General features: G+C 55.3%; 28 protein-coding genes. 24 read left to right on the forward strand and 4 right to left on the reverse strand.

Translation table 11 applies throughout. The annotated features are described in order from the left end of the window. Window positions 1-99: 99 nt before the first annotated feature. Window positions 100-303: a twin-arginine translocase TatA/TatE family subunit gene (gene tatA, locus EL361_RS03730; RefSeq protein ID WP_126376738.1), complete on the reverse strand. Its 204-nt coding sequence runs from the start codon at window positions 301-303 to the stop codon at window positions 100-102. 181 nt (window positions 304-484) lie between these two features. On the opposite strand from tatA, the gene EL361_RS03735 reads away from it, so the two are divergent. From EL361_RS03735 to EL361_RS03785, 11 genes are all read left to right on the forward strand, one after another. Then, window positions 485-883 (forward strand): hypothetical protein, encoded by a 399-nt coding sequence (locus EL361_RS03735; RefSeq protein ID WP_126376740.1) that lies wholly within the window; start codon window positions 485-487, stop codon window positions 881-883. Window positions 884-909: 26 nt separating this feature from the next. Next, window positions 910-1716 carry a hypothetical protein gene (locus EL361_RS03740; protein WP_126376742.1) on the forward strand — a complete coding sequence of 269 codons (807 nt, stop codon included), beginning with the start codon at window positions 910-912 and terminating at the stop codon, window positions 1714-1716. After that, entirely contained in the window at window positions 1706-2386 is a 681-nt protein-coding gene (locus EL361_RS03745) for an HAD family hydrolase (protein WP_126376744.1), read from the forward strand. The genes EL361_RS03740 and EL361_RS03745 overlap by 11 nt, the downstream gene beginning before the upstream one ends. An 83-nt stretch (window positions 2387-2469) precedes the next feature. Continuing rightward, the gene (locus tag EL361_RS03750; protein ID WP_126376746.1) at window positions 2470-2796 is read left to right on the forward strand and encodes a YggT family protein; all 327 of its coding nucleotides are present in this window, start codon (window positions 2470-2472) and stop codon (window positions 2794-2796) included. A gap of 9 nt (window positions 2797-2805) precedes the next feature. Further along, entirely contained in the window at window positions 2806-3312 is a 507-nt protein-coding gene (locus EL361_RS03755) for a DivIVA domain-containing protein (protein WP_126376749.1), read from the forward strand. A gap of 6 nt (window positions 3313-3318) precedes the next feature. Continuing rightward, window positions 3319-3603 (forward strand): DUF167 domain-containing protein, encoded by a 285-nt coding sequence (locus EL361_RS03760; RefSeq protein WP_126376751.1) that lies wholly within the window; start codon window positions 3319-3321, stop codon window positions 3601-3603. A 43-nt stretch (window positions 3604-3646) separates the two neighbouring features. After that, window positions 3647-3874 carry a DUF465 domain-containing protein gene (locus EL361_RS03765; protein WP_126376753.1) on the forward strand — a complete coding sequence of 76 codons (228 nt, stop codon included), beginning with the start codon at window positions 3647-3649 and terminating at the stop codon, window positions 3872-3874. Between the two features lies 1 nt (window position 3875). Further along, complete coding sequence (ilvB, locus tag EL361_RS03770; protein WP_126376755.1) at window positions 3876-5576, forward strand: biosynthetic-type acetolactate synthase large subunit; 1701 nt, start codon at window positions 3876-3878, stop codon at window positions 5574-5576. A 12-nt stretch (window positions 5577-5588) separates the two neighbouring features. Further along, on the forward strand, window positions 5589-6071 hold the full coding sequence (gene ilvN, locus EL361_RS03775) for an acetolactate synthase small subunit (RefSeq protein ID WP_126376758.1): 483 nt from the start codon (window positions 5589-5591) through the stop codon (window positions 6069-6071). A gap of 137 nt (window positions 6072-6208) precedes the next feature. Next, window positions 6209-7198 (forward strand): ketol-acid reductoisomerase, encoded by a 990-nt coding sequence (gene ilvC / locus EL361_RS03780; RefSeq protein WP_126376760.1) that lies wholly within the window; start codon window positions 6209-6211, stop codon window positions 7196-7198. A 367-nt stretch (window positions 7199-7565) separates the two neighbouring features. Further along, the gene (locus tag EL361_RS03785; protein ID WP_126376762.1) at window positions 7566-8540 is read left to right on the forward strand and encodes a quinone oxidoreductase family protein; all 975 of its coding nucleotides are present in this window, start codon (window positions 7566-7568) and stop codon (window positions 8538-8540) included. Window positions 8541-8613: 73 nt separating this feature from the next. Here EL361_RS03785 and EL361_RS03790 read toward each other — a convergent pair whose 3' ends face one another. Then, complete coding sequence (locus EL361_RS03790; protein WP_126376764.1) at window positions 8614-10350, reverse strand: carbon starvation CstA family protein; 1737 nt, start codon at window positions 10348-10350, stop codon at window positions 8614-8616. Window positions 10351-11116: 766 nt separating this feature from the next. Here EL361_RS03790 and EL361_RS03795 point away from each other — a divergent pair. The 10 genes from EL361_RS03795 to EL361_RS03840 all read left to right on the forward strand — a co-directional run bounded on the left by EL361_RS03795 (window position 11117) and on the right by EL361_RS03840 (window position 20676). After that, the gene (locus tag EL361_RS03795) at window positions 11117-11674 is read left to right on the forward strand and encodes a 4Fe-4S dicluster domain-containing protein (RefSeq protein WP_126376766.1); all 558 of its coding nucleotides are present in this window, start codon (window positions 11117-11119) and stop codon (window positions 11672-11674) included. Next, on the forward strand, window positions 11671-12555 hold the full coding sequence (locus EL361_RS03800; protein WP_126376769.1) for a CoB--CoM heterodisulfide reductase iron-sulfur subunit B family protein: 885 nt from the start codon (window positions 11671-11673) through the stop codon (window positions 12553-12555). Before EL361_RS03795 ends, EL361_RS03800 begins: the two co-directional genes overlap by 4 nt. A gap of 5 nt (window positions 12556-12560) precedes the next feature. Beyond that, complete coding sequence (locus tag EL361_RS03805) at window positions 12561-14543, forward strand: CoB--CoM heterodisulfide reductase iron-sulfur subunit A family protein (RefSeq protein WP_126376771.1); 1983 nt, start codon at window positions 12561-12563, stop codon at window positions 14541-14543. Next, window positions 14510-14980: a hydrogenase iron-sulfur subunit gene (locus EL361_RS03810; RefSeq protein ID WP_126376773.1), complete on the forward strand. Its 471-nt coding sequence runs from the start codon at window positions 14510-14512 to the stop codon at window positions 14978-14980. The genes EL361_RS03805 and EL361_RS03810 overlap by 34 nt, the downstream gene beginning before the upstream one ends. 2 nt (window positions 14981-14982) lie before the next feature. Beyond that, window positions 14983-15939 (forward strand): 4Fe-4S dicluster domain-containing protein, encoded by a 957-nt coding sequence (locus EL361_RS03815; protein ID WP_126376775.1) that lies wholly within the window; start codon window positions 14983-14985, stop codon window positions 15937-15939. A 3-nt stretch (window positions 15940-15942) separates the two neighbouring features. Continuing rightward, on the forward strand, window positions 15943-16971 hold the full coding sequence (locus tag EL361_RS03820) for a 4Fe-4S dicluster domain-containing protein (RefSeq protein WP_126376777.1): 1029 nt from the start codon (window positions 15943-15945) through the stop codon (window positions 16969-16971). After that, window positions 16968-17801, forward strand: coding sequence for an FAD/NAD(P)-binding protein (locus EL361_RS03825; RefSeq protein WP_126376779.1), 834 nt, complete (start codon window positions 16968-16970; stop codon window positions 17799-17801). The genes EL361_RS03820 and EL361_RS03825 overlap by 4 nt, the downstream gene beginning before the upstream one ends. A 639-nt stretch (window positions 17802-18440) precedes the next feature. After that, window positions 18441-19187, forward strand: coding sequence for a glutamine ABC transporter substrate-binding protein GlnH (gene glnH / locus EL361_RS03830; RefSeq protein ID WP_126376781.1), 747 nt, complete (start codon window positions 18441-18443; stop codon window positions 19185-19187). A gap of 75 nt (window positions 19188-19262) precedes the next feature. Continuing rightward, entirely contained in the window at window positions 19263-19934 is a 672-nt protein-coding gene (locus EL361_RS03835) for an amino acid ABC transporter permease (RefSeq protein ID WP_126376783.1), read from the forward strand. Between the two features lie 10 nt (window positions 19935-19944). Further along, window positions 19945-20676: an amino acid ABC transporter ATP-binding protein gene (locus EL361_RS03840; RefSeq protein WP_172961625.1), complete on the forward strand. Its 732-nt coding sequence runs from the start codon at window positions 19945-19947 to the stop codon at window positions 20674-20676. Window positions 20677-20762: 86 nt separating this feature from the next. On the opposite strand, the gene EL361_RS03845 is transcribed toward EL361_RS03840, so the two are convergent. Together EL361_RS03845 and EL361_RS03850 are read right to left on the reverse strand one after the other, a co-directional pair. Further along, on the reverse strand, window positions 20763-21506 hold the full coding sequence (locus tag EL361_RS03845; protein WP_126376787.1) for a transporter substrate-binding domain-containing protein: 744 nt from the start codon (window positions 21504-21506) through the stop codon (window positions 20763-20765). 56 nt (window positions 21507-21562) lie between these two features. Beyond that, on the reverse strand, window positions 21563-22225 hold the full coding sequence (locus EL361_RS03850) for an arylesterase (protein WP_126376789.1): 663 nt from the start codon (window positions 22223-22225) through the stop codon (window positions 21563-21565). A gap of 164 nt (window positions 22226-22389) precedes the next feature. Here EL361_RS03850 and EL361_RS03855 point away from each other — a divergent pair, with 164 nt between their 5' ends. The 3 genes from EL361_RS03855 (at window position 22390) to EL361_RS03870 (ending at window position 26438) form a co-directional block, all read left to right on the forward strand. Beyond that, window positions 22390-22644, forward strand: coding sequence for a hypothetical protein (locus tag EL361_RS03855; RefSeq protein WP_126376791.1), 255 nt, complete (start codon window positions 22390-22392; stop codon window positions 22642-22644). A 93-nt stretch (window positions 22645-22737) separates the two neighbouring features. After that, window positions 22738-23937 (forward strand): aminopeptidase, encoded by a 1200-nt coding sequence (locus EL361_RS03860; protein WP_126376793.1) that lies wholly within the window; start codon window positions 22738-22740, stop codon window positions 23935-23937. A gap of 527 nt (window positions 23938-24464) precedes the next feature. Continuing rightward, window positions 24465-26438, forward strand: a complete 1974-nt coding sequence (locus tag EL361_RS03870; RefSeq protein ID WP_126376797.1) for a methyl-accepting chemotaxis protein — start codon at window positions 24465-24467, stop codon at window positions 26436-26438. Window positions 26439-26457 lie beyond the last annotated feature (19 nt).

Raw genomic sequence — 26457 nt, forward strand, 5'->3', positions numbered from 1 at the left:
TGTTTGCGATGTGTGCGGAACCTGTGCTGAATAGGGCATGCAAAACGCCCCGGGAGCCAGAGGCTCTCGGGGCGTTTTGGTGGAAATATCTGGACGGGCTTACGCCTTGTCCTTTTCCTCTTTCTTTTCTTCGGATTTGTTGGGGGTCACATCGATTTCATCGGGCTCGTTGGTCGCCTTTTTGAAATTGCTGATGGCCCTGCCAAGGCCTCCGCCGATCTCGGGGAGCTTTTTGGCGCCGAAGATCACCAGGACGATAAGCAGAATGATGATAAGTTCCCAGAAACCAGGTGCTCCGAGCATTGTCTTTCCTCCGTTGGATTGGATTGTTGCGCTATACACTTCGGCTTTGGGCAGGTCAAGAAGGCTTACAAAATCCAGAAGAATAATCGGCTTGCCATTTCCGGGGATTACTGGAAGAAAACCAAGTGACCGGTAGGTTTCCGGTTACTTACTTTGCTGGAATTGAGATAAGGATGACTTCATGGCCGACAACGTCCGGCATTTTCCCGCGTGCGCCTGCAGGCACTATGAATTAGGTCATTGCCTGTATGAGGAACGTCTGAATCCTGGGTTTCGGGAGCGCTGGCGTTGCAAGGTGCTTACTGAGTGGGAAAAAGCCTATGATGATTTTCTGCTCCGGGCAGAGGCCTTCCACCTGAAGCCAGAAGAAGCTGTGGAATTGTGGGAAGCTCGATTGGAACGGCTCATGGCTCAGGCTCGGCAGTGTCCTGATTTTTCGGCAGGGGCCGAAGAGTCTGCTACGGGCTGTCTGAACGAACTCGAAGGTCTGTGCATGAAGATGTTGCCTGAGTGTGACGGGAGATGCCGTCATTACACCATCCTTAAATCAGATAACAATATTAACGGCTGCGACGATTAACGCCGCCGGGAACGTGGAGAACGACCATGCCCCAGCCTCGTCTGGTCATTTCATTCCCTCAGATGCACCCTAGGTCCCGCCCTGAACCTGTTTCTGGCGTGACGTATCTCGACCCTGGCCTGGCCCCCGAAGACGCGGGGCAGCTTATGCCGGAAGCATTGCCCCTGACCCGGGCCGAAGCTGCCGGTTGGTTGGCTCAGGCCGTTGGCTATGCCGATCTGTTCAGGAAACCTGGTGAGCTTCTGGCTGCGTATACGGCTGGAGGCAACGATTTTTATTCTGAAACGGCGCATGCCATTGTCAGCGAGCTGCGGGCCATGGACAAACCCCGTGAAGATGATGCCCAGAGCAAGGAGCTCATTCGTGCCCAGGCCTTATTGCTGTTGTCCTGGCAGCGTGAACAATCTCTGATGGAGATCGGTAGTCTGGACAATGGAGTCGAGGCCTCCTGGGATGGTATGGGAGAGGCTTTGGGCTTGGAGCCGGACGATGCCGCCGAGTTGGCCGAAGTGGCCGCGCATATTCGCCCGGATCTGCATACGTCGCTTTTCTCCGTTGCCGATGAATGGCTCCCTGTACTGGATGCCATGCTCAGATTGATTCCGGCGCAAGCTGCTCTGTATGTGGATGATGCAGGTGTGCTGGCTCATTGGCGCGAACTCGGGCTGAAATTCGTCCCTGCAGAAGCTGAGGACTGCGAAGATCTGCCCGAGGGCGAGTGGCAGATGCTGCGCGCCACAGGATACGATCTGCTGGGGGCAAAGGGAGACGCTGCAGAATTCCTGGCCGAGCGTCTGGTTTTTGCACCTGCTGGAGTTCTGGATGCCGCGTAGTGCCTTGATCTGTAATGATTTTCTGTCAACTGATTTTCTACGTGGCCTCAAGGGAATTGCCTTTGACTGCGACGGTGTCCTGTTTGATTCTTGGGAGGCCAACAAGGCCTACTACAATGGAATCCGCGCGGGGTTGGATTTTGGCCCCATGGATGCCGACATGGAGCGCTATGTCCATGCTCATACGGTCAAGGAATCCATTCATTACGTCACGCCTGAGGACCGCTGGGACGAGGCGTTTACCGTCGCCAAGAGCCTTGAATATCGTGATCTGCTGCACCACATGATCCCCGAGCCCGGATTGGAAACCATGCTGGGTGCCGCACGCGAGGCAGGGCTCAGGTTGGGGATCTTCACCAACCGCACCAATACGATGGAACTGGTACTGGATATTTTTGGCCTTGAGCAGTATTTTTCACCGGTGATGACAGCCGGAAAAGTGGCGCCCAAGCCTCGCCCCGATGGATTGCATCGTATTTTGGACGAGTGGGGCGTGCGTCCCCATGAAATTGTTTTTGTTGGTGATTCGCATCTGGACGGTGATGCTGCCCGTGCCGCAGGTGTTCCCTTCTGGGCATACAAAGCTCCGTCTTTGGTGGCAGATTTGCACCTGCCGGATTTCTGGAGTCTCCTGCGTCAGTTACGGCGTGCGTACAGCCTTGATCCTTGAACCGTATTCTTTGAATTTTTTCTTGATAACCGCACCTGTCTGTGCCAACACTTTGACTACGCCACCATCAGCCTTTTGGCTTAATGAGGGCGTTGAACATCCTTAAGGAGGACGCGTTGGGCCTGTTCATACAAGGAATTGCCGAAGTCCTGTCGATCGTTTTGAATCTCTATATGTGGATCGTGATCATCTCTGCCCTGCTGAGTTGGGTAAACCCCGATCCCTATAATCCTATTGTTCGCACGTTGAGAAACCTGACCGAACCCGTTTTTTGGCGGGTCCGGAGTTGGTTGCCATTTTTGAATATCGGGGGCCTCGATCTGACCCCCATTGTGATTCTGCTGGGCATTGTCTTCCTGAAGACTGTCCTGGTGGGTAACCTGTTCAGGCTCGCCATGCATATGGGCTAGGGAGTGGCCATGGCTGTTACCAAAATCGATGTTCTGAATAAGATTTTTGGGCGTTCGTTTCGGGGGTATACCTGCAACGAAGTGGACGCTTTTCTTCAGGACATCGCCGAATCCTTGGGCGGCTTGGCCGAAGAGAAGGATGCGCTGGGATCGCGTGTGCAGATGCTGGAAGAGCAACTCGAAGAGCACAAGGGGCGCGAGCAGACTCTGCGTGATACCCTGATGACCACCCAGCGCATGATGGATGATATGAAAGCCAACGCCCAAAGAGAGGCGCAGCTGATCATTGATGCCGCCAACTCCAAGGCCGAGATCATGGTTCAGCAATCGCATCAGCGTTTGGCTCAACTGCACGGTGACATTTCCGAGCTCAAGAAGCAGCGCACACAGTTTGAGATCAAGCTGCGCTCTATTCTGGATGCACACGTACGCATGCTGGAAGCCGATAAGGAAGAACAGAACGAGCTTGATGTCGCTGAATCCAAGCTCAAGTTCATTGCCAAGCCGGGGGCCTAGCGGCCTGTGGCTGCGGTGCCCGAATACGCCGAACAGATCGATGGGGCCTGGTGGCTCAAGGTCTGGGTTCAGCCTGGAGCAAAGAAGTCCCTGCTGGACGGCATTCATGATGGGCGTTTGAAGATCAGACTCCAGGCTCCGGCCGTGGAGAATAAGGCGAACAAGGCCCTTGTGGCCTTTGTAGCCAAGACTTTTGGAATCAAGAGGAATCGCGTCGCTCTAGTTCGTGGCGAGAAAAGCCGCGCCAAGACGTTGGTTATAGATTCGGAGACCTCTCCCGAATGGCCCTGAAAGGAAAGAGGGCTTGAACAACCAAAACCCAGGAGAAGGATCAATGGAAAAGCAGGATCTTGAACTGATCGCAGAACTCTCCGACATGAACCCTGAAGTGAAGATTCTTTGGGAAGAGCATCTCCTTTATGAGAAGCAGCTTGATAAGCTGGATAAGAAGTCACACCTAACCCCCGAAGAAGATCGGGTGGTCAAGGAAGTAAAGAAGAAGAAGCTGACGGGCAAGACCAAGTTGCTCAACATATTGGCAAGACATCGCGCGGAGGCTTAATATGGAGCTCACCGGGGCTCAGATCCTTTTGGAAAGTATGAAGAAGGAAGGCGTTGATTCGGTCTTTGGCTTCCCTGGTGGAGCTGTGATCGATATTTATGACGAGCTTCCGAAGCACCCGGAAATCAAGCATTACCTGGTGCGTCATGAACAGGGGGCGATCCACGCCGCCGACGGCTACGCCCGTGCCACGGGTAAGGTCGGGGTGTGCCTGGTGACCTCGGGCCCCGGTGCGACCAATACTGTCACAGGTATTGCCAACGCATACCTGGACTCCATTCCAGTGGTCATTTTTACCGGGCAGGTCCCGTCTCCCCTGATTGGCAACGATGCCTTCCAGGAAGTGGACATCGTGGGTATCACCCGCCCGTGTACAAAGCACAATTATCTGGTCAAGGACATCAACAAGATGGCCGAGACCATAGCCGAAGCATTCTATATTGCGCGTACTGGCAGGCCCGGTCCTGTACTCGTTGATCTGCCCAAGGACGTGCTCCAGCAGATGGCGGAGTTCAAGTATCCCAAGTCTGTGTCCATGCGTAGCTACAATCCGAATACCAAGCCTAATAATAAGCAGATTAAGCGTGCGCTGGATCTGATTTGCAAGGCCGACAAACCGTTGTTCTACGTGGGCGGAGGCGTAATTTCCGCCAATGCGCATGAGGAACTGACCTGGTTGGCTCACACGCTGAAGGTTCCGGTCACTGCGACGCTCATGGGCCTGGGCGCTTTCCCGGGCAATGACGAGTTGTGGCTGGGCATGCTTGGCATGCACGGCACTTATGCTGCCAACAGAGCGGTGCAGGAATGTGATTTGCTCATTGCCGTGGGTGCGCGCTTTGACGACCGAGTAACCGGTAAGTTGGATACCTTTGCCCCCAATGCCACGGTCATTCACGTGGACGTGGACCCCACCTCCATTCGTAAGAATGTGTCCGTTGACGTTCCCATTGTTTCGGACTGCATGCAGGCCTTGTCCGGCATGAAGGAAATGATGGAGAAGGGCGAGGCTGGCAAGGGCAAATGCAAGGTTCACCAGCAGTGGCGCAAGCGCATTGCCAAATGGAAGACCGATCATCCTCTGACCTACAATGGTGCGGACGACCCCAAGGTTATCAAGCCCCAGGCCGTGGTCGAGAGCATTTACGAGTTGACCAAGGGCGATGCCATCATCACCACCGAGGTGGGGCAGAACCAGATGTGGGCGGCGCAGTTCTACAACTACCACGCTCCTCGAACTCTGCTGACCTCGGGCGGACTTGGTACCATGGGCTACGGCTTCCCCGCCGCCATTGGTGCGCAGGTGGCTTTCCCGGACAAGCTGGTCATCGATGTGGCTGGCGACGGGTCCATTCAGATGTGTATTCAGGAGATGGCCACGGCAGTGTGTTACAACCTGCCCGTGAAGATCGTCATCCTGAATAACGGTTTCCTTGGCATGGTCCGGCAGTGGCAGGAGTTGTTCTATGAGAAGAACTACTGCTCCACATGCATGGACTACGCCCCTGACTTCGTGCAGCTTGCCAAGGCCTATGGGGCCGAAGGCTTCCGCGTGACCGATCCCAAGAAGGTGAAGTCAACGTTGAAGAAGGCCTTTGCACTTCCCGGACCGGTGATTGTGGATATCCCCGTGGCCAAGGAAGAGAACGTCTATCCCATGGTCCCGGCGGGTGCTTCCCTGTCCGAGATGTTGCTCGTTTAGGAGGCTGCCCCGATGTCGAGACATGTACTCTCTGTTCTTGTGGAAAATGAACCCGGTGTGCTTTCGCGTATTTCCGGGCTGTTCAGTGGCCGCGGTTTCAATATCGAGTCCCTCAATGTGGGGCCGACCTTGGAACGCGATGTGTCGTTGATGACGATTTCCACCTCCGCTCCTGAAGTGATCATCGAACAGATCATCAAGCAACTGCGCAAGCTCGTCACGGTCATCAAGGTTGTTGACATGAATGAGCACAAGGCCGTGGAACGCGAGATGGTCTTGGTGAAAGTCAGCGCCATGGATACCTCCCGTGCTGAAATCCTTCGAATTGTAGATATCTTCCGCTGTAAAGTAGTGGATGTGGCTGCGGACGAGCTGACCATTGAGGCCACCGGAAATCGTGATAAGGTAGGGGCGATTATCGACCTACTACGGCGATTTGGTATCAAGGAAATTGCTCGGACCGGGACTGTTGCACTCAAGAGAAGTATGCAGTAATAGATTACCCGCCGGGACGATGACCCGGCGTGGCCCATTCCCAAAACCAATATGAGGATCAGCCGCCGGGGAGTACTCCGGGGGCTGATTTTGTCTGTAATTTTGAATAGGAACATTAAAAAAGCTGTGAGGACATCATGAAGATTTATTACGAAAGCGACGCCAATCTTGACCTCTTGAAGGGCAAGACCATCGCCGTCATCGGTTACGGTAGCCAGGGCCACGCCCATGCTCAGAACCTGCGTGACTCCGGTCTGAACGTGATCATCGGTCAGCGCCCCGGTGGCGCCAACTACGAGTTGGCCAAGGAACATGGCTTCGAGCCCATGTCCGCTGCCGAAGCTGCCAAGAAAGCTGATTGCATCATGATCCTGTTGCCTGATCAAACCCAGGCTGCTGTCTACAAGAACGACATTGCCCCCAACCTTGAGCCCGGTAACGTGCTGTTCTTCGCTCATGGTTTCAATATTCACTACTCCCAGATTCTGCCCCCCGCGGACGTTGACGTCGTGATGGTCGCCCCCAAGGGCCCCGGTCACCTCGTGCGCCGCGTGTACACCGAAGGTGGCGGTGTTCCCTGTCTGGCCGCGGTGCATCAGGATGCCTCCGGCAAGGCCATGGACATTGCTCTGGCGTATGCTTTGGGCGTGGGCGGTGCCCGCTCCGGTGTCATGGAGACCACCTTCAAGGAAGAGACCGAGACTGATCTTTTCGGCGAGCAGGTGGTTCTGTGCGGTGGCTTGACCTCCCTGATCCAGAAGGGCTTCGAGACTCTGGTCGAGGCCGGTTACCAGCCTGAGGTTGCTTATTTCGAGTGCCTGCATGAAGTGAAACTCATCGTGGACCTGATCTACGAGGGTGGTCTGGCCAAGATGCGTCACTCCATCTCTGATACCGCCGAGTATGGCGATTTCACTCGCGGACCCCGCATTGTGACCGACGAGACCAAGAAGGAAATGAAGCGCTGCCTGGAAGAAATCCAGGACGGTCGTTTTGCCAAGGAATTTATCCTTGAGAACCTGGCTGGTCAGGCTTCCATGCACGCAATGCGCAAGCAGACCGCTGCCCATCCCATCGAAGTCGTGGGCAACAAACTTCGAGGCATGATGAGCTGGCTTAAAAAATAGTTAGGAAGCGGCTCGGATCGGCTGCTCTGCATTCGAATGGCTTGTCCCGCGCCGGAGGGCGTTAGGCTGTATCGACTTAGCGCTGCTAAGCCTGCTGCGCCTTCCTTCTCCGGCTCGTGAACGCTCATCCTCGGTGCGACGAGCAGCGCTCCTCGACGCTTCCTGGGAGCCCTGTTCAACAGTCGGACTTCCGAAAGAAGAAAAGAATCAAGGCCGCGTCCCTTTAGGGGCGCGGCTTTTATTGTGGGGTAAGGATGAAGAGTGGCGTTGGCAGAACATCAACCGAAGAGGAGTTTGCCCTTGGTAGACAGGGCGGGATTTGGTGGGTATTATCTTGAATAATGGGGAATCCCTTTCAGGAGTAGCCATGAACAAGGCGTATCTGATTCACGAATACGGTGGACCCGAGGTTTTGAAGTGGGAGGACGTAGAGGTTGGCGATCCCGGCCCGGGAGAGGTCCGCATCCGACATAAGGCCGTGGGGCTCAATTTTATCGACGTCTATCACCGTACCGGATTATATCCGCTGCCTGCATTGCCTGCCGTGCCGGGTATGGAAGGTGCGGGTGTTGTAGAAGCGGTGGGCAAGGATGTGACGGAATTCAAGCCGGGTGATCGAGTGGCTTACGCCCATCCACCGGGAGCCTATAGCGAAACGCGACTTATCCCGGAAGCCAAGCTGGTGCATCTGCCCGGTGAATTGTCCTTTGAGCAGGGTGCGGCCATGATGCTTAAGGGCATGACCGCCCGCTATCTGCTCTATGGGTGCTTCAATGCCATGGCTGGTGATGTTGTGCTTGTCCATGCTGCTGCCGGCGGAGTGGGGCAGATTGTGGTTCAGTGGGCCAAGGACAAGGGGACAAATGTCATTGCCACCGTGGGTTCGGCAGAGAAGGCTGCCCTGGCGACGGAACTTGGGGCTGACCATGTGATCAACTATCAGACCGAGGATTTCGAGGTTCGCGTCAAGGAGATTACTGGCGGTAAGGGTGTAGATGCCGTGTATGACGGGGTGGGCCAGGCCACGTTTATGAAGTCGTTGGATTGCCTGCGTCCCATGGGGACCATGGTTTCCTTCGGCAATGCATCGGGACCTGTGGAGCCGTTCAATATTGGGCTGCTTGCTACCAAGGGATCGCTGTTTCTGACGCGACCCTCCCTCATGACTTATACCGCGACGCGTGACGGATTATTGGCCCACGCTCGCGATCTGTTTGAAGTTGTTGCGCGTGGCGCGGTGAAGATCAGTGTGGGCAGGACGTATCCCCTTGTGGATGCGCCGCAGGCTCATCGGGACCTTGTGGCACGCAAGACCACCGGATCGACGATTTTGATCCCCTGATTTCCGTTTGTTTGTCAGGAATGAAAAAGCCGCCGGGGTAACCCGGCGGCTTTGCTGTTTATGTGCAGTGTCTTTACGCCGTACTGGGGTCAGGCTCGGGCTCGGAACCCGAAAGGGACTTCAGTACGATGACCGACTCGATGATCATCCAGATTTCGAGCAGGAATACGGCCAGACCGATGCCGAACAGCATCCAGTTCTGCTTGGCCATGAAGTTATTCAGATTGTATACCATGGCCCAACCGGTCATGGCGACCATGAAGACCAACGGAACGGCGGTGAACACGGTGCGGACCTTTTTGCGGGCCAGATACACGGTGATAACCAGCAGAGCCATGGCGGCCATCAGCTGGTTCACGGTACCGAACAGGGGCCACAGGGCCAAGGCTCCCTTCTTGACTGCGCCGATGCTGGTTCCATCGTGGAAGCAGAGCAATGCGGCGGTGCCCACGGCTACCAAGGTTGCGCCGATGGGGGTCGTGGCGGGCTTGAAGTTGTAAGCTTCTGCAAGCTCGGCGACCACGTAGCGTTGAATACGAGTGGCGCTATCCAGAGTGGTGGCGGCAAAGCTGACCAGGAACACGCCCATGATGGTCAGGGCGATCTGGCCGGGGATTCCGTAGCTGGCCATCAGGTTGGCCGACCCTTGGACGAAAGCACCCAGCTTGGCGCCAAGACCTGCCGCAGTGGACCAGTTGGCGTAGTGGGTGGTGAAGGCGGTGGTGCCTGTGATCACGCTACCGTCGGAGGTGGTCAGACCCAAGCCAATGCCTGCGCCCACAGCCACGATAACCAGAGTGGACAGGGCCGCCTCAGTCAGCATGGAGCCGTAACCGATGAATTGACAGTCGCGTTCGTTTTCACACTGCTTGGCGCTGGTTCCAGAGCTCACCAAGGAGTGGAATCCGGAGATTGCGCCGCAGGCGATGACCACGAACAGGAACGGGAAGATGGGCGGTGCGCCAGCTGGATTCATGTTCACGGCCGGAGCCACGAAAGCGGGGGCGGCAACCAGGGCGCCGATGGCCAGCAGGCCCAGGGCAACGATCAACTGGTGACCGTTGATATAGTCACGTGGTTGCAGCAGGAATTGCACTGGCAGGGTCGACGCTATAAATGCGTAGGCCAGCATAATTACAACCCAGATCACGATGGGGTTCATGCCGCCGATGGTGGGCATGGACAGCGGTACGTAGGCACCGACAACGACGGTTGCATACATGATGATGACGGCCAGGATACCCAGACCTGTGTGGCCTGCACCCTTTTTGTAAACCATGTAGCCCAGCAGGATGGCAATGGGTACTTCACCCCAGACAGGGATGACCGAGGCCGGGTACATGTTGAACAGGATGCCGATGATCAGGGCGAAGACTGCGATGACGATCAACAGCTCGAAGAAGATGATGAGCAGGAACAGGGTGCGCACGCGCGAGCTGATCAGGCTGGAAGCCACATCGCCAACCGAGCGTCCTTTGTTGCGCATGGAGACGATCAAGGAGCCAAAGTCATGCACCGCGCCCATGAAAATGGATCCGAAAAAGACCCAGATTACGGCCGGGACCCAACCCCAGATGATGGCGATGGCCGGGCCGACGATGGGGCCGAGGCCAGCGATGGATGTGAAGTGATGGCCGAAAAGGACTTCTTTTTTGGTGGGGACATAGTCCTTGTCATCCTGGAGCGAGCAACTCGGGCACTCAAGTGCTTCGTTGGTCTGAAAGATTTTTTTGGAGAGGAATTTGCCGTACGTATGGTAGGCCACGACGTAGCCAACGAAGCACAGCAGGGCAATGACGAGAGAATTCATGCTACCCCCAAGGAAGGAATGTTGGGAAACAAACAGATATATCAGCAACCGGCAATGCCTCCTCGGCATTACAGGGTGAGACTGTTTGGCGATGCAGTTTCTCCTGCAGAAACCCTCTTACTGTGAATCGGAGCAAGGCAACTCTGGAATAAAAGCCCCTTCTTGACTGGTTACTGGATTGTTCGATCCAGTTGCGATGCCATGCTCCACACTACATCGCATCATCGATTGTGATTTCTATGACAATGCAGCCTAAGAGTCAAATGTGGTGGGTTTGTTTTTGATGATTTGCTCGCAATTAAGGCTGCTTGCCGTTGATATAGGCTGTGCGGCGCTAGTTGAGAGACAAATCTGTTGTGATTTGGCTTCGCCGTCGAAACAGTTATTGGTGTGTATGATTGAACTCAGTATTTGTGGGGATATTATTTGTAATGGAGGGCGATTTGGCCTGAAGTAAGATATCTACCGAGGGCAGGCTAGGCGTTGCTTCTCGGGCTTTTGGGAGATACTCTCTAGAAAATATCTAACGGATAGAGATAACTATTTTCAGATTGACTTTGTCGGGATTAAACTTATTTGTTTGAACTCGCTTGATTAGAATGATCTGATTGAGCTAGACGGATTGCGAAAATATGGGTATGCCTTTTTTTGTTATCTGAATAAAAACGAGTTGCTTTTTTGTCGATTCGAAAATTAAGCGTATTTCAAAGCCGTTGTGAGTTTGTTTTAGACGATGCTTGAAACTCGCGATTCAGGGAGGTGGCTTGTGACGGTCCTGGACCTGACCCAGTCATTTGATGCTTCATTTGCTGATAAGGTTGCCAAGGAGAGCGGGCAAGACCTGTCCTTGTGCTACCAGTGTGGCAACTGCACCGCCGGTTGCCCCTATACCTTCGCTTACGATCTTCCAGTCTCCAAGGTCATGCGCGCCCTGCAGTGGGGCCAGAAGGATATTGTACTGACGTGCAAGTCCATCTGGTTGTGCGCTACCTGCAAGACTTGCACGACCCGTTGCCCCAATGGCATCGATGTGGCGCGCATCATGGATGTGCTGCGGCAGATGTCACGCCGTCAGGGCTATGCCCCGGAAAAGAAGATCAAGCAATTTCAGGATAGTTTTCTTGATTCCGTGAAGAAGCACGGGCGAGTGTTCGAACTGGGCACCATGCTCCGGTTCATTGCCCGTTCGCGCCGGCTGACGGATCTGGATCTTGGCCCCAAAACCGCCATGAAGGGCAAGCTGCATTTCCGGGCCCGCGATATCTGCGGCCGTGAGGAAGTGGAGAAGATTTTCGCACGTTATCAAGAGGGCTTGGACGAGTGAGCAAGGATATCATTATAGGCTATTATCCCGGCTGTTCCCTTGAGGGAACTGCCGAGGAATACGACCGCTCGGCCCGCGCCTGTTGCCAAACCCTTGGCATCCAGCTGGAAACCATTCCCGACTGGAGCTGCTGCGGAGCTTCGCCTGCCCATTGCGTGGACCATGTACTGTCCGGTGCGCTTTCTGCGCGAAATCTGGCGTTGGCTTCCAAGGCCGGGATGTCTGCGGTTGCGACCCCGTGCCCCAACTGTCTGGTCAATATGCGAACTGCTGGGCGTGACCTGGAAGACCCGGAGACGCGGAAACGAATCAACCGCTTGCTGGATACTCCCTGTGAGGATTCGGTGGAGGCCATCTCCCTGTTGCAGCTTCTGGTGGAAAAAGTGGGCATTGAGGAAATCACTAGCAGGGTGACTCGTCCCTTGGCGGGTTTGCGTGTGGCCTGCTATTACGGCTGCATCATGAATCGTCCTCCTGAACTCATGAATTTTGATGATCCTGAAAATCCCATGGCCATGGACAGGGTTCTTGAAGCCGCTGGTGCCGTGGCCGTGCCCTTTCCGCACAAGACTGAATGTTGTGGAGCCGCCTATGGTGTGCCGCGCAAGGATCTTGTCATGGAGCTGTCCGGACGTATCCTGGATGCTGCCCATGAGTTGAAGGCCGACGCCCTTGTGGTTGCCTGCCCGTTGTGCCAGATGAATCTGGACCTTAGGCAGGGCCAGGTCAGTGCGCACAAAGGAGTGGAGTATGATGTGCCGGTGTTCTATTTTACCCAACTGCTCGGATTGGCCCTTGGCCTGCCTGACAAGGATTTGGGTTTGAATAAGTTGGCGGTATCTCCGGAGAAGTTCCTCTCCAAGCTGGAGAGGGAGGGCTAGTCACCATGCGCATCGGCGTTTTTATCTGCCATTGCGGCAGCAATATCGCGGGTACGGTGGATTGCGAGGCCGTGGCCGAAGCGGCTCGTTCCATGCCCGATGTGGCCTTTGCCACGGACTCCATGTACACCTGCTCCGAACCCGGTCAGGAAGCCATAATCAAGGCTGTGACAGAGCATCGCCTTGATGGGATCGTGGTGGCGTCGTGCACCCCGCGTATGCACGAGCGCACCTTCCGACGTACGGTGGAGCGTGCCGGGTTGAACCCCTATATGTTCGAGATGGCCAATATCCGAGAGCATGTCTCCTGGATCGGTCGAGACAAGAAGGCCAATACGACCAAGGCCGTGGATCTGACTCACATGGCTGTGGAGAAGCTTCGCCATAACCGGCCGTTGCAATCCAAGAGTTTTGCCGCGACTCGTCGCGTGCTGGTAATCGGTGGTGGTGTAGCCGGGATTCAGGCCGCGCTGGACTGCGCCGATGCCGGGCTGGAAGTTGTGCTTGTGGAGCGCAATTCCACCATCGGTGGCAAGATGGCCCAGTTGGACAAGACCTTCCCCACCGTGGACTGTTCCTCCTGCGTGCTCGGCCCCAGAATGGTGGATGTGGCACAGCATCCTAACATCACATTGTATGCCTATTCGGACATTCAGGCCGTGAGCGGATTTGTGGGCAATTTCGAGGCCACCATTCGCAAGAAGGCCTCCTATGTTGACTGGGACAAGTGTACCGGTTGCGGCGAATGCATGGAAAAGTGCCCGGTCAAGGATGCCCCGGACGAATTCAACGAACATCTGGCCACCACCCGCGCTATCAATATTCCTTTTCCCCAGGCCATTCCCAAGAAGGCCGTTATCGATGCCAGCCGCTGCAAGCGCCTGATCACAGGCAAATGTGGGGTCTGTGCTAAGATCTGTCCTTCGGACGCCATCGATTACGAGCAGCAGGATACCATCATTACCGAGAAGGTCGGGGCGATCATCATCGCCACGGGCTATGGCCTGTTCGACCATAAGGTTTATGGTCAGTATGGTGCCGGGCGTTTCCCGGATGTAATTACTTCAATTCAGTACGAGCGCATGCTTTCGGCCTCCGGTCCGACCGGTGGGCATGTTCAGCGCCCGTCCGATGGCAAGGAACCCAAGAATGTGGTGTTCATCCAGTGCGTTGGCTCCCGTGACAAGTCCGTGGGACGGCCATATTGCTCGGGGTTCTGCTGTATGTATACGGCCAAGCAGGCCATCCTGACCAAGGACCACATCCCGGATTCCCAATCGTACGTCTTCTATATGGATATACGTTCGCCCGGAAAGGGCTACGACGAATTCATCCGCCGCGCGGTGGAGGAGTATGGCGTACGCTACGTGCGCGGGCGTGTGTCGCGCATTTTCCCCCAGAACGGACACCTTGTGGTTCGTGGAGCCGACACCCTGATGGGTGCTCAGGTGCAGGTGGAGGCCGATCTCGTGGTGCTGGCCGTGGGCGTGGAGAGTGCCCCGGGTGCCAAGGAGCTGGCCGAGACCCTGCGTGTATCCACCGATACCTATGGATTCTTCCTGGAAGGGCATCCCAAATTGAAGCCCGTGGAAACCAACACCGCCGGAGTGTATCTGGCCGGTGCCTGCCAGGGGCCCAAGGATATCCCCGCATCCGTATCCCAGGCCAGTGCTGCAGCAGCCAAGGTTCTGGGGTTGTTTGCCAAGGGCGAACTGACCAGCGACCCACAGGTCGCCACCGTGGATCAGCGTCGTTGCGTGGGCTGTATGAAATGTGCCAAGACTTGCCCCTTTGGCGCGGTCAAGGAAGTCGAGGACCGGGCGGGCGATCCCAAGGCCGAAGTCGTGGAAACCGTCTGCCAGGGCTGCGGCATCTGTAGCGCCACCTGCCCGCAGGGGGCCATTCAACTCAATCACTTTACCGACGACCAGATTCTGGCGGAGGTCAATGCCCTATGTCAGCCGAATCTCGGCCTGAACTCCGAATAATCGGATTCTTGTGCAACTGGTGCTCCTATGGCGGGGCTGACACTGCCGGTGTGGCGCGTTTGAATCAGCCAACTGACCTGCGCATCGTCCGTGTGCCGTGCTCGGGTCGCATGGATCCCATGTTCATCGCCAAGGCCTTTTATGGTGGGGCTGATGGCGTACTTGTTTCAGGTTGCCACCCGCGCGACTGCCATTATTCCGAGGGCAATTTCTACGCCCGCCGTCGTCTGGAGCTGTTTCTGCGTTTTCTGCCTGTACTGGGCATTGATCCACAGCGTTTTCATTACACCTGGGTGTCGGCCTCCGAAGGCCAGCGCTGGCAGCAGACCGTGACCGATTTCGTGGAGCGTATTCACTCGCTGGGTCCTCTACCGCAGCTCTGTGAATCCGATCCTGCCATGAAGCAGTTGGCCCAGTGCCTGGGTGGAGGAGAGTAGCCATGGCCGTGATCGACGATCTCAGAAGTGCCGTGCGCAAGGCTCTGGAAGAGGGCCGGGTGGATATGGTTCTTGGCTGGCGGGAATGTTCGGATCCGTTACGTGATGCTCCTTTTTATGCCCGTAGCCCCGAGGATGCTGACAAGTTGGTCTTCGGACGGGGCAGTGTGCGGAACCTGGCTGCCTATCTGCCCCGTTTGAAGGGACAGAAAGTGGGCGTGGTGGTCAAGGGCTGCGATAGTCGCAGTGTTGCGCAGTTGCTGTCCGAAGGGCTGATCAAACGAGATGATCTGGTGATTTTCGGTTTGTCCTGCGATGGGGTTCTGGATCGGACCAGATTGGGCAGGCAGGTTGACGGTGTGGTGCTCGGTGCAACGGAAGACGCCGGGACCGTTCGTGTCAGTACAGCTGCTGGTGAGTGCGAAGTCGCTTTGGACGATGCGCTTGACGAACGCTGCCTGCGCTGTCGTTATCCCAACCCCGTTTTGGCCGATGAAAATTTTGGCGAACAGGTTGCGCCGCGTGAACCTGAAGGCGGAGTCTGGGCGGATGTCGACGCTTTTCTGGAGTTGCCGCTGGAGGAGCGCTTTCGACATTGGGAGCGCGAGCTGGGGCGCTGCCTGCGTTGTTACGCCTGCCGTGATGCCTGCCCGCTGTGCGTGTGTCGTGATCACTGCGCTGCCGAATCACGCAGCCCGCATTGGCTGTCCGCCGATTCGGGTGTGCGCGAGAAGCTCCTGTTCCAGGTGATGCACTGCCTGCACACCGCCGGGCGCTGCACGGAATGTGGTGAATGCCAGCGTGCCTGCCCCGTGGATATCCCCATTCTGGCGCTGAGGCGGGCTTTGGCCCGGGATGCCGAAGCTCTGTTCGGGCATGTGGCCGGGACAGACCCGGAAGGTCTGGCGCCACTGCTGACCTTCAAGGCTGAGGAAGAAACCATTCCGGAGAGGGACTAGGGCATGAAATTTTTGCATGACGATGGTCTGGCCCCCTGGCTGGAAGCGTTGATGGCCAAGAGGCGGGTGGTCGCCCCGGTTGATGAAGGAGGCTGTCTTTTGTTTCGGCCTTTGGATAATCCTCAGAATGTGGTGCTTGACCGATCCGCTGCCGTGTCCCCCAAATGGGTGCTGCTGCCCCAAACCGAAGAACTGTTTCGTTACGAGAAATCCGTCGATCCCGAATCAGGTGAACCGCGGGTCAGGCAACAAGTGCCATCCGCTCCACCGGAGACAGTGGTCTTTGGTCTGCACCCTTGCGATATGCAGGGCGTGGATACGTTGGATCAGGTCTTTTTGAATGGTCGAACCCGTGACCCGTACTATGCTGCCCGACGCGAAGCCACGGCGTTCATCGCTCTGGCCTGCGGTGGTCCTCAGGATGGAGCCTGCTTCTGTCACTGGACCGGTGGTGGACCGGCTCAGGCTCCGGGAGCGGACGTTTTACTGATTCGTCTGGGTAAGGGCTATGCCGCGCTCCCTCAGACTGAGCTGGGCGAGGCCCTGATTGGTTTGGCATCCACGGTGGAGAACGATATCGATATCGAGGTTCAGAGTACTTGCACAGCTGCCCATGAGGCCATGGGAACAGCCCCGGATATCGTTGACGCCGAGCAGCGCTTTCGTGACGCCTTTGATGATACTGATTTTTGGGAACAGGCCGCCGGGCCATGCAACGGCTGCGGTGCTTGCACCTATGTCTGCCCCACCTGCCAATGTTTCGATATTACCGAGGAGACTGCTGGCAATGCCGGGCGCCGGATTCGGACCTGGGATAGCTGCATGTCTGCCGGATTCACTCTGGAAGCCAGTGGGCACAACCCCCGGCCCAGTAATGCCTCCCGTTGGCGGAACCGCCTGGGGCACAAATTCAGCTATCACCCTGAGAACAGTGGTGGTCTTGGATGCACCGGCTGTGGCCGTTGCGTGCGGGCCTGCCCGTCCTGTGTGGATATTCGAGACCTGCTGACGGCCTTGATGGAGCGCTCATGACAGAACTTCCTAATCCCTATCTGCCCGAGCCAGCCACCATTATCGAGGTGCTGGACGAGACTCCAAACATCAAAACCTTCCGAGTCGTGCTGGATGATGAGCAGAAGATGCGTGACTTCAGCTTCGACCCCGGGCAGGTGGGCCAGATGACGGCCTATGGCGCAGGAGAAGCGACTTTCGTCATCAACTCTCCGTCGACTCGCATGGATTATCTGCAGTTCTCCGTGATGCGTACGGGCGAAGTCACCGAAGCCCTGCATGGCTTACGGGCTGGTGACAAAGTCGGACTGCGTGCTCCCCTTGGCAACAGTTTTCCCCTGGCTGCACTTAAGGGCAAGGATGTGGTCATCGTGGGAGGCGGTATTGGCATGGCTCCGCTCAGGACGTTGCTGCTGACCATGCTGGATAATCGAGCTGATTACGGTAGCATCACCGTGCTCTATGGGGCACGTAGCCCCGAGGACCTGAGCTACCGCTACGAATTTGATGAATGGACCGGAGGCGGGGCGGATTTGACTTTGACCGTGGACGCAGAGGCCTCTGGCTGGGAGCACCGGGTCGGGTTGATCCCCCATGTGTTGAAGGATCTGGCTCCCAGTGCCTCCAATGCCGTGGCAGTGACTTGCGGGCCACCCATCATGATCAAGTTCACCGTACAGGCTCTGGAGGAGCTTGGCTTTACGGATGAAGCGATCATCACCACTCTGGAGCGGCGCATGAAATGTGGTGTCGGCCTCTGCGGGCGGTGTAATATCGGTCCCAAGTATGTGTGCGTGGACGGACCGGTCTTCACCTGGGCTGAGTTGAAGGAATTGCCAGCCGAATTGTGATCCGATCATTTTGAGTGAAGTTTCTGGAAGGCCTCTGATGAGGCCTTTTTTGTGCCTAAAAATGAGGTTGGGGGAATGATATCGTCGCCGTCAGGTGCTGAAATGGTGTGTGTTTATGTGTGGGGGAGTCGATGTTTTGAACCTGAGAGGATGGATAATGGCGTGCAATTATGTCTTTGATTTTTGATTTATGCGACTCGTGTTTGTTGTTTGCCATCGCATGTTCATCACGGTTGAAGGTATTTTGAGCCTCAGTATTCAATGTTTTTTGATCGGAAGTTTTCAATGGGGGCGCAGGGGAGAGGGTGTCTGCTTAACGATATCGCTTGGGTTTTTCTTTGAAAGAAAAGAGGGTTTGTTCAAGCTGGATAGGGTTTGAAGATTGATGGGCTTGATTTCAGTTGCTGTTGTAGTTCGTTTTGTGAGTATTCTTGACCAAACAAATCGTAAAATGCGGATTGAATACTCGACGGATCGTCGCGATTTGAATGTCTCAAAACGACACTGAATGATAATGATTTGCTTGCGAAAATCGTCAATTCAGTGCATGAAAAGACGATTTTTCACGCAAGAGTCGCAGCATTTTTGTGAATCACGGAATGCTGGAGGTTCTGGCATCATTATTTGCTAGGAGGCAACATGAAACGCTTTGTGACGATGCTTTGTGCGCTGGCCATGTCTGTGGCTCTTTGTGCTCCCGCGATGGCGAAGACCCTGACCGTGGGTACTGACACCAACTTCCCTCCCTTTGAGTTCAAGGATCCTGCCAGTGGCAAGCACACCGGCTTTGATGTTGAATTGTGGGCAGCTCTGGCCAAGGAAATTGGCGCTGAGTATGATCTCCAGCCCATGGACTTCAACGGCATCATCCCCGGCCTGCAGTCCAGCCAGGTTGATGTGGGTATCGCAGGTATCACCATCAAACCCGAGCGTGCCAAGGTCGTTGATTTCTCCGATGGCTACTACAACGCCGGTCTGTTGATCCTTGTCAAGAAGGACAACAACGAGATCACCGACGTTGCCACTCTGAAGGGCAAAGTTGTTTCCACCAAGTTGGGCACCACTTCCGAAGATTTCGTGAAGAAGGAAGCCCATGCCAAGGACGTGAAGTTGTTCCCCAACAACGACGCCATGTTCATGGAACTGATGGCTGGCGGTGCTGACGCCGTTGTCTTTGATTCTCCGGTTATCGCCGACTTCATGCGCAAGGCCGGCAAGGGCCAGGTCAAGGTCGTTGGTCCCCTGTACAAGGGCCAGTCCTACGGCATCGCTTTCCCCAAGGGCAGCCCTCTGGTTGTCAAGGTGAACGCTGCTCTGGCTCAGATGAAGGCCGACGGTCGCTACCGTGACCTGTACGTGAAGTGGTTCGGCACCGAACCCAAGTAGTTTCATCTGCTTGATCATGCACTTATCTCAGGGGCGGCAAATGCCGCCCCTGTCTTGTATCCCTGAAGGTACCTAATGGCGTTTCAATTTGAACCAAGTGTGATTATCGAGACTCTGCCCATGTTGATGCGGGGTCTGAAGTGGACAGTGGGCATCACCCTCGGTGGTTTGAGCCTGGGCTTTGCCCTGGGTGCCATCGCTGGAATGATGAAGCTGTCGCGTAATATTGCCGTGCGCAAGCTCGCTGGGACCTACGTGGAAATCATTCGCGGAACCCCGATGCTGGTGCAGGCCATGTTTTTGTATTTTGGTATACCCATGGCCTTGGGAATACGCATTCCACCCTTGGTGGCAGGCATTCTCATTATCGCCGTCAATTCTGGTGCTTATATTGCCGAGATCGTGCGCGGAGCGGTGCAGTCCATCAATGTTGGCCAGATGGAAGCCGGGCGCTCCATCGGGCTGACACACGCGCAAACCATGGGCTATATCATTTGGCCCCAGGCGTTTCGGCGCATGATTCCCCCTCTGGGTAACCAGTTTATTATCAGTCTGAAGGACACCTCTCTGCTTATGGTCATCGGTGTGGGCGAACTGCTCAGGACCGGTCAGGAAATCGTGGCAGTGAACTTTCGGGCGTTCGAGGTCTATTTTACGGTGGGGCTGGTCTATCTGGCCATGACCATGACCATCGCTTATGGCCTTCGAAAGTTGGAGAATCATTTGGCCAGCCGGACGACGCGCTAGGAGATATGCTGTGATCACTATTGAAAATTTGCATAAAAGCTTCGGGAAACTGAAGGTTTTAAAAGGCATTGATCTGCACGTTGCCACTGGTGAGGTTGTTTGCATTATTGGTCCTTCCGGGTCGGGCAAGTCCACGGTGCTTCGATGCATTAATCGTCTGGAAGACCCGACCTCAGGGCGTATTGTGGTGGACGGACATGATATTACCGACCCCAATACCAATATCAATCTCGTGCGGACCGAGGCCGGAATGGTCTTCCAGCAGTTCAACCTGTTCCCGCATATGAGCGTCTTGAGCAATGTGACTCTGGGCCCGATCAAGGTTCGGGGAGTATCCCGGCCCGAGGCCGAGGAACAAGGGCGCAAGTTGCTCGCCAAGGTTGGTCTGGCCGACAAGGCTGCTAATTTCCCCGAGCAGTTGTCCGGCGGGCAGAAGCAGCGCGTGGCTATTGCCCGTGCCTTGGCCCTTAATCCCAAGGTCATTCTTTTTGATGAGCCGACCAGCGCATTGGACCCCGAATTGGTGGGAGAGGTGCTGGAAGTTATGAAGAAGTTGGCGCGTGAGGGCATGACCATGGTTGTGGTGACCCACGAAATGGGTTTTGCCAAGGAAGTCGCTGACCGGGTGATCTTCGTGGATGAGGGCGTTATCCAGGAAGAGAACGCCCCGCACGAGTTCTTTGCAAATCCGAAAAATCCACGCTTGCGAGACTTTTTGAGCAAGGTTGTTTCCCACGATTAATGTGGTGCACCCTGCCTCTGGTGTCTTGTAAAAGGCCCGGTTCCCTTTGGGGACCGGGCCTTTTTCTGTGAGTTCATGGTGCAGGTTCAATGATCGTCGGGCAATTCTCCGAACCATTTGTAGTAGATGGTCTTGTAGGTGCCGTTTTCCCTGATCCGCCACAGGGCGTCGTTGAAACGGGCAATCCAGAGTGAATCTTTGGGCAGGGCGATGCCGTAGGGCTGGGATTCATACAGAGGCCCAAGGGGTCGGACCTTGTCCTTCCCTTTGGTCATGGCAAAGTAACCGATGGCGGAGGAATCAAAGAAGATGGCATCCAGCCTGCCGTGGATCAATTCGTCATAGGCATCGCTGATGTGGGGGAACAGGCTGACTGTTGCATCGGGCACGTTGTCATACAGGAAGAATGAACCGTCGGAACCGAGCTTGGTGCCAACGTTTTTCCCCTTAAGGCCGTCCACCGTGAAGAAACCGGTTGTATTCGCGGCGACGAGCATGCGCTGGCCACCATGGAAATAGGGATCGGAGAAGGCCACATGAGATGTTCGTTTATCGGTAATGGCGATGCCAGCCATAGCTGCATCAAGCTTGCCTTGCCGCAAGGCAGGGACCAGGTCCTGAAATGGCATGGGCTTGATCGTGAAGCCGATTCCCATGATATCGCAGAGGGCACTCATGATATCCACATCGAAGCCGGAGTAGCTTGTTTTGTCGATAAAGGAAAAAGGTTCGTAGTTGTCGTCCATGCCTACGGTGATGTCTTGCGCGTCGGCCTGTTGCGAAGCAAGAAGCAGAAGGATGGTCAGGGCTATGGAAATAATATGGGGCATGGATGGGTACACTCGGGAGTTGATGCAGATAAGGGGCTATGCAAAGCGATTAGATTTTATTGAGGGCTGGAGTCAAGGGCGGGCAAGGCGCCACTTGCCCGTAGTAGCGCATCAATATGTTGCGCGAGTTTGGCATATCCTTTGGCGTTGGGGTGGATAGTGTCGGATTTCAGGGCCCCATCGGCCAGGATATCCTGAAGGACTGTCGATTCCAACGGTATGCCGAATTCATAGGCGATTTCGGTGTAAGCATCGGCAGTTTTGAGGAACAGACCAGGGGCCGGGACACCAATGAGGATGACTTGGGCATCTGAATTCTGAATAATTCGAACCATGTCGGAAAGGTGTTGTTTGAGTGCTTGATGGGGGAGGCGCCGCAACAGGTCATTCCCCCCATGACAAAGAATCACGAGTTCGGGCTGCCACCGATCCAGAGTTTGCTGCAATCTATTGAGTCCTTGGGCGGAGAGTTCCCCCGGTTTTCCGGCATTGATGACGGGATGCCCCGTCAGGAGTTCCAGCTCGGCAGGGTAGGTACGTTCCGGCGAAGCAAAGCCCAGACCGCCCGATCCCGTACCGTAAGTCAGGCTGTCGCCAAAGGCGAGGATGATGGACTCTGGCGACAGAGGGCGAAGCATGACTGGCTCGGGGGTGCATCCACCGATGGCAAAGAAGAATATCAGGATAAGTGTGTTGATCAGGGGGGTGAGCTTTGCCATGGTTATTATCCTCTGCGAAACCCTAAAGAAGTCCTGTAAGTGACCGATGAGAAAGACTGATGAGCAATGGTCAATGATTCGGCCTGCAGCTGGTGGTTTGGTTGCGTTTTGGCAACGGCCATGGCATTTTGAGTTGGACTACACACACATTGCAAGCGAGCACTATGACTATGATCGTTCGAAATAACAGCGTCAATGCACATGCGGTTGTGACCAATAGTGGCGAGAAGATGGCTAAATCCATCCTGCGCGACAAAGCAACCAACAATGCCGAGATGACTGTCGCCGATACGACTGCTGCTGGATACATGTGGTCACGTGACGTTGGCGGGCAGTATCCCAGCATCCTTGATCTGCCTCGGCGCACCGCCGTTGCCTCCGAGCATCTGCTCGGCCTCATCAGAAGCCTCAAAATCTAGTCAACGCTTCGCGTTGTCTACTTCAGAAGGCTTTCTCCAAACATTTTGCCAGAGTGGGGAGTTCTTCCCGCACGTCCGGCTACAGGAAATCCCATGTTTTCATCCTCCCAGCTTGAACAATATGCCGAAATTATGCTTTGGGCTCTGGATGCATCCAGGCCTGCCCCCATTGAGTCCGGCGACGCCGTGCTTGTCAGGTTTGATATCCCTGCCCTTGAATTGGCGGAAGCTTTGCATCGGCGTCTGGTGAAGCGGCACGTGAATACAGTTATCCGCATGAACAGGACCGCGGCGATGGAAAAGGATTTCTATATGAATGCCTCTCCGGGGCAGTTGTCCTTCGTGTCCCACGGAACTTCTGATCTGTTCGAGCAGGTGGCGGGCTCCATTCATCTGCTGGCGCCCCAGGCCTTGACGCATCTTGCCGATGCGGACCCTGCGGATATAGCGGCTGCCGCCCGTGCCCGGAAACCGTTTCGGGATATTTTGGATCGCAGGGAATTGAAGGGGGATTTTTCATGGACGTTGTGCCTGTATCCCACCGCAGGGTTGGCCGAAAAGGCCGGCTTGTCCCTTGAGGAATATGCCCGGCAAGTGGCGAAGGCATGCTACCTGGACAGACCTGACCCCCTTGGGGAATGGAAGCAGACCATGAAGCGGGTCAAGGAATTGCGGAGCTGGCTGGACGGCTTGGACGCGCGCCGGTTTCGGGTTGAATCCGAGCATATGGATATCGAGATCGATCCCGGCGAGGCACGGAGTTGGGAAGGTTTGACCGGTCACAACATCCCCAGTTTCGAGCTCTATCTGTCCCCGGACTGGCGCGGGACACGTGGCGTGTATTATGCGGATCAGCCTTCCTATCGCGGTGGGAATTATGTGGAGGGGGTCCGCTTGGAGTTCGTGGACGGCCGGGTGGTGGATGCCACTGCCGACCGGGGCGAACATTTTCTGCAGGAACAACTGCGCATGGACGAGGGTGCATCCAAATTGGGAGAGTTCTCTCTGACGGACAAGCGGTTCTCGGGGATCAGCAAGTTCATGGCCATGACGTTGTTTGATGAAAACTTTGGTGGTGATTTCGGAAACTGCCACGTGGCCCTTGGAGCGTCATACCCTTCGACTTACGCTGGAAATCCGGCGGAACTCAGTGACGAACGCAGGCGCGATTTGGGATTCAACTCTTCCGCATTGCATTGGGATCTGGTCAATACGGAACCCAAGATCGTTACAGCGACCCTGGCAGACGGGAAAACCAAGGTTGTCTACGAGAATGGCCTTTTTGCCTGCTAGGGGCCTGCTCAGCAATGATTGGACGCAGGAACATCGAGAAGGCTCTTTTGGCTAAACTCGCTGAGCTCCCGGTTCGCCACGCCTTGGAAATCAGGACCTACAAGCGTAATCGTTCAGTGCTCTTCGTCCGACTTGATATCGGTCAGTTTCGGGTTGTGCAAAATGGGTTCAGTCAGAGGGACTGGGTTGTGGGCCAAGGTGAGTTGAAAAAGACGATTCGTCGTTTGTTGGCCGAAGAATTTCCACGGAGCAACAAGATCCGATTGTATCCTCTCGGGGAGTTTGATCCAGATGTCGATATTCAAAAACATCTTAAAATCATTTGATTTAGTTATGCTCCTCTATTAATCGCTGTGAGCGGTGCGGCTTGTTTTTTCATGCCGGTGCCCTTTGGACCAAGGGGGTGGAAAACCCCGATTTTCATTCTAGGTCTTGATTCAATGGGTTGATCAGCTTAATGTGAGTGATGATAATAATATGCGCCTTCCCCAAAAGGGCGCGCGAACATCCGGGCAAAATAGTGTCGCATGATAGAAGAACCAAAGGCTGAGATTCCCTTGGAGGCATTGACTGGGCTGTTGACGGCCCACGTTGATGTTATGAGTGGTTTGTCTTCTGGTCTTGCCGAGCTTGTCTCCAGCAGAGAGGAAGAGTTCCTTGGGTTGGGCGCCAGTTTGATGGAGTTCACCTCCCGGTCCCAATCCCTTGCGCAGAGCGCATCCGCATTGACCGAGCTTTGCTCTGGCGAGGAAATTGCTGAAAACACCTCGGCATTGTCCAATGAGCTGGCGAGTCTGTCGGCAATCTACAACTCTGAAGAAGCGAGGACCGGGCTTCAGGCCCTTGAGCGTGTCATGGGCTTGGTCTCCAATCTTGACGGTCAAGTCGTCGAGTTTGGTCGGATCATCAAAAGTTTGACCATGCTCGGGATATCGACTCGTATCGAGAGTGCCCGTCTGGGAGATCAGGGGCTTGGATTCAGCACCCTTGCCGATGATGTGGAAACCCTGGCCAACAAGATTGTTCAGGATTCGTCCTCCATTGCCGAAAAATCAAAATCTCTTGGCACGTTGCTCGAATCTGTTCGCCATCGTACCAGGGCTCTTTCCAGAGAGCAGGATGAATGCTCCGATGGTATTCTTTCGGATATTGATTCCAGTCTGACCGCGTTGAACGAGATGATGGAGCGTTCCAGAACCGGAGCCAGCCATATTGCCCAGCGTAGTGAAATTGTGGCTGCCAACGTGGCTGAAGTCGTCTCTTCTCTCCAGTTCCATGACATTGTGCGTCAGCAGGTGGAACATATTGAAGAAGCCCTTGATGAGATGATTCTTCAGACCCGCGCTTCCATTGAACGTCCCGTTGTCTCGAATGAGAGTTCGACCGGCGAGGAGGTCCAGGAAGAGATTGCTCCCGATGTCGAAATTGTCAGCGAAGCCGACGAGCCGCAGCCGCCTTCCGGCAATGGCAATGGCAATGGGATGAAGGATATGGTGGGCTGGGTTGCCGACGTGTCCGAACTCCAGATCTCGCAACTGGATAATGCCAGTCAGCGTTTTGCCGCTGCGGTCGGCGGGTTGCGCGATGGTTTGGGGGGAATATCCGCTGCAGCAGGTGAAATCGGGACTGATGTTTCCGATATCCTTTCTGCAGGAGATAGACGTGACGGAGGGACCGTCATGGACCGCGTTGGCGCGAGCACCAAGGCGGTACTGGAGGCTATGGAAACTTTTTCGAAGAAGTCCGCTGAAATCGCCAACCTGATTGGTTCCGTGACCGGAACGGTTGCCGAGATGACGGAGTTTGTCAGCAACATTGAAGAGGTTGGATCGGAAATCGAATTGATTGCCTTGAATGCCAGCATCAAGGCTGCACACACTGGCGAAGAGGGAAAGGCTCTGGGCGTTTTGGCTCAGGCGATTCAACGGCTTTCCGTGGATGCCAGAGACAGGACCCAGGCCGTGTCAGAAGTGCTGATGGAGATTGCCAACGCCTCTTCCGAGTTGGAGCGGGCTTCGGACACGACACAGAAGCAGGCTCTTATTGATCAGTATGCCGAGCGCCAGCGGGAACTGATGGAATCCCTGAATGGACTATCCAGAAGATTGTCTGGAGCTGCCAGTGAGGTCCTTTCACTCTCGTCCGCTCTCGGCGCCGACATGAATGGGCTTGTGAACTCCATCCGCCTGGATGATGAAATCTGCCCAGGGCTGGACAGTGCCCGGCTTGCGCTGCGTGAGGTCGTTGATGCTTCACGCCGGTTGGTCCCTGTCTCGGACGATGAAGGACGTCCAGCGCGCTTGAAGGAAATGTTGTCCCGATACACCATGGAAGCGGAGCGGTTGGTGCATGAATCCGCGTTTGGATTTGGGGGAGCAAATCCTGTCCTCAATCATGAGGACGAGGGCGAAGTCGAGTTGTTTGACGATGTGGAATTATTTGATGAACAGGGCGATGAGGAACCGGCAGGTGAGGATTGGGATAACGTAGAGTTGTTCTGATCTTAATCCGTACGAAGGA

The sequence above is a fragment of the Desulfovibrio ferrophilus genome, from assembly GCF_003966735.1.
GTDB classification, from domain to species: domain Bacteria; phylum Desulfobacterota; class Desulfovibrionia; order Desulfovibrionales; family Desulfovibrionaceae; genus Desulfovibrio_Q; species Desulfovibrio_Q ferrophilus.

What these genes read in the sequence shown, in the direction of transcription:
- tatA (WP_126376738.1), bottom strand. Translation starts at nt 303, where the DNA reads ATGCTCGGAGCACCTGGTTTCTGGGAACTTATCATCATTCTGCTTATC.
- EL361_RS03735 (WP_126376740.1), top strand. Translation starts at nt 485, where the DNA reads ATGGCCGACAACGTCCGGCATTTTCCCGCGTGCGCCTGCAGGCACTAT.
- EL361_RS03740 (WP_126376742.1), top strand. Translation starts at nt 910, where the DNA reads ATGCCCCAGCCTCGTCTGGTCATTTCATTCCCTCAGATGCACCCTAGG.
- EL361_RS03745 (WP_126376744.1), top strand. Translation starts at nt 1,706, where the DNA reads ATGCCGCGTAGTGCCTTGATCTGTAATGATTTTCTGTCAACTGATTTT.
- EL361_RS03750 (WP_126376746.1), top strand. Translation starts at nt 2,470, where the DNA reads ATGAGGGCGTTGAACATCCTTAAGGAGGACGCGTTGGGCCTGTTCATA.
- EL361_RS03755 (WP_126376749.1), top strand. Translation starts at nt 2,806, where the DNA reads ATGGCTGTTACCAAAATCGATGTTCTGAATAAGATTTTTGGGCGTTCG.
- EL361_RS03765 (WP_126376753.1), top strand. Translation starts at nt 3,647, where the DNA reads ATGGAAAAGCAGGATCTTGAACTGATCGCAGAACTCTCCGACATGAAC.
- ilvB (WP_126376755.1), top strand. Translation starts at nt 3,876, where the DNA reads ATGGAGCTCACCGGGGCTCAGATCCTTTTGGAAAGTATGAAGAAGGAA.
- ilvN (WP_126376758.1), top strand. Translation starts at nt 5,589, where the DNA reads ATGTCGAGACATGTACTCTCTGTTCTTGTGGAAAATGAACCCGGTGTG.
- ilvC (WP_126376760.1), top strand. Translation starts at nt 6,209, where the DNA reads ATGAAGATTTATTACGAAAGCGACGCCAATCTTGACCTCTTGAAGGGC.
- EL361_RS03785 (WP_126376762.1), top strand. Translation starts at nt 7,566, where the DNA reads ATGAACAAGGCGTATCTGATTCACGAATACGGTGGACCCGAGGTTTTG.
- EL361_RS03790 (WP_126376764.1), bottom strand. Translation starts at nt 10,350, where the DNA reads ATGAATTCTCTCGTCATTGCCCTGCTGTGCTTCGTTGGCTACGTCGTG.
- EL361_RS03805 (WP_126376771.1), top strand. Translation starts at nt 12,561, where the DNA reads ATGCGCATCGGCGTTTTTATCTGCCATTGCGGCAGCAATATCGCGGGT.
- EL361_RS03810 (WP_126376773.1), top strand. Translation starts at nt 14,510, where the DNA reads ATGTCAGCCGAATCTCGGCCTGAACTCCGAATAATCGGATTCTTGTGC.
- EL361_RS03815 (WP_126376775.1), top strand. Translation starts at nt 14,983, where the DNA reads ATGGCCGTGATCGACGATCTCAGAAGTGCCGTGCGCAAGGCTCTGGAA.
- EL361_RS03820 (WP_126376777.1), top strand. Translation starts at nt 15,943, where the DNA reads ATGAAATTTTTGCATGACGATGGTCTGGCCCCCTGGCTGGAAGCGTTG.
- EL361_RS03825 (WP_126376779.1), top strand. Translation starts at nt 16,968, where the DNA reads ATGACAGAACTTCCTAATCCCTATCTGCCCGAGCCAGCCACCATTATC.
- glnH (WP_126376781.1), top strand. Translation starts at nt 18,441, where the DNA reads ATGAAACGCTTTGTGACGATGCTTTGTGCGCTGGCCATGTCTGTGGCT.
- EL361_RS03835 (WP_126376783.1), top strand. Translation starts at nt 19,263, where the DNA reads ATGGCGTTTCAATTTGAACCAAGTGTGATTATCGAGACTCTGCCCATG.
- EL361_RS03845 (WP_126376787.1), bottom strand. Translation starts at nt 21,506, where the DNA reads ATGCCCCATATTATTTCCATAGCCCTGACCATCCTTCTGCTTCTTGCT.
- EL361_RS03850 (WP_126376789.1), bottom strand. Translation starts at nt 22,225, where the DNA reads ATGGCAAAGCTCACCCCCCTGATCAACACACTTATCCTGATATTCTTC.
- EL361_RS03855 (WP_126376791.1), top strand. Translation starts at nt 22,390, where the DNA reads ATGACTATGATCGTTCGAAATAACAGCGTCAATGCACATGCGGTTGTG.
- EL361_RS03860 (WP_126376793.1), top strand. Translation starts at nt 22,738, where the DNA reads ATGTTTTCATCCTCCCAGCTTGAACAATATGCCGAAATTATGCTTTGG.
- EL361_RS03870 (WP_126376797.1), top strand. Translation starts at nt 24,465, where the DNA reads ATGATAGAAGAACCAAAGGCTGAGATTCCCTTGGAGGCATTGACTGGG.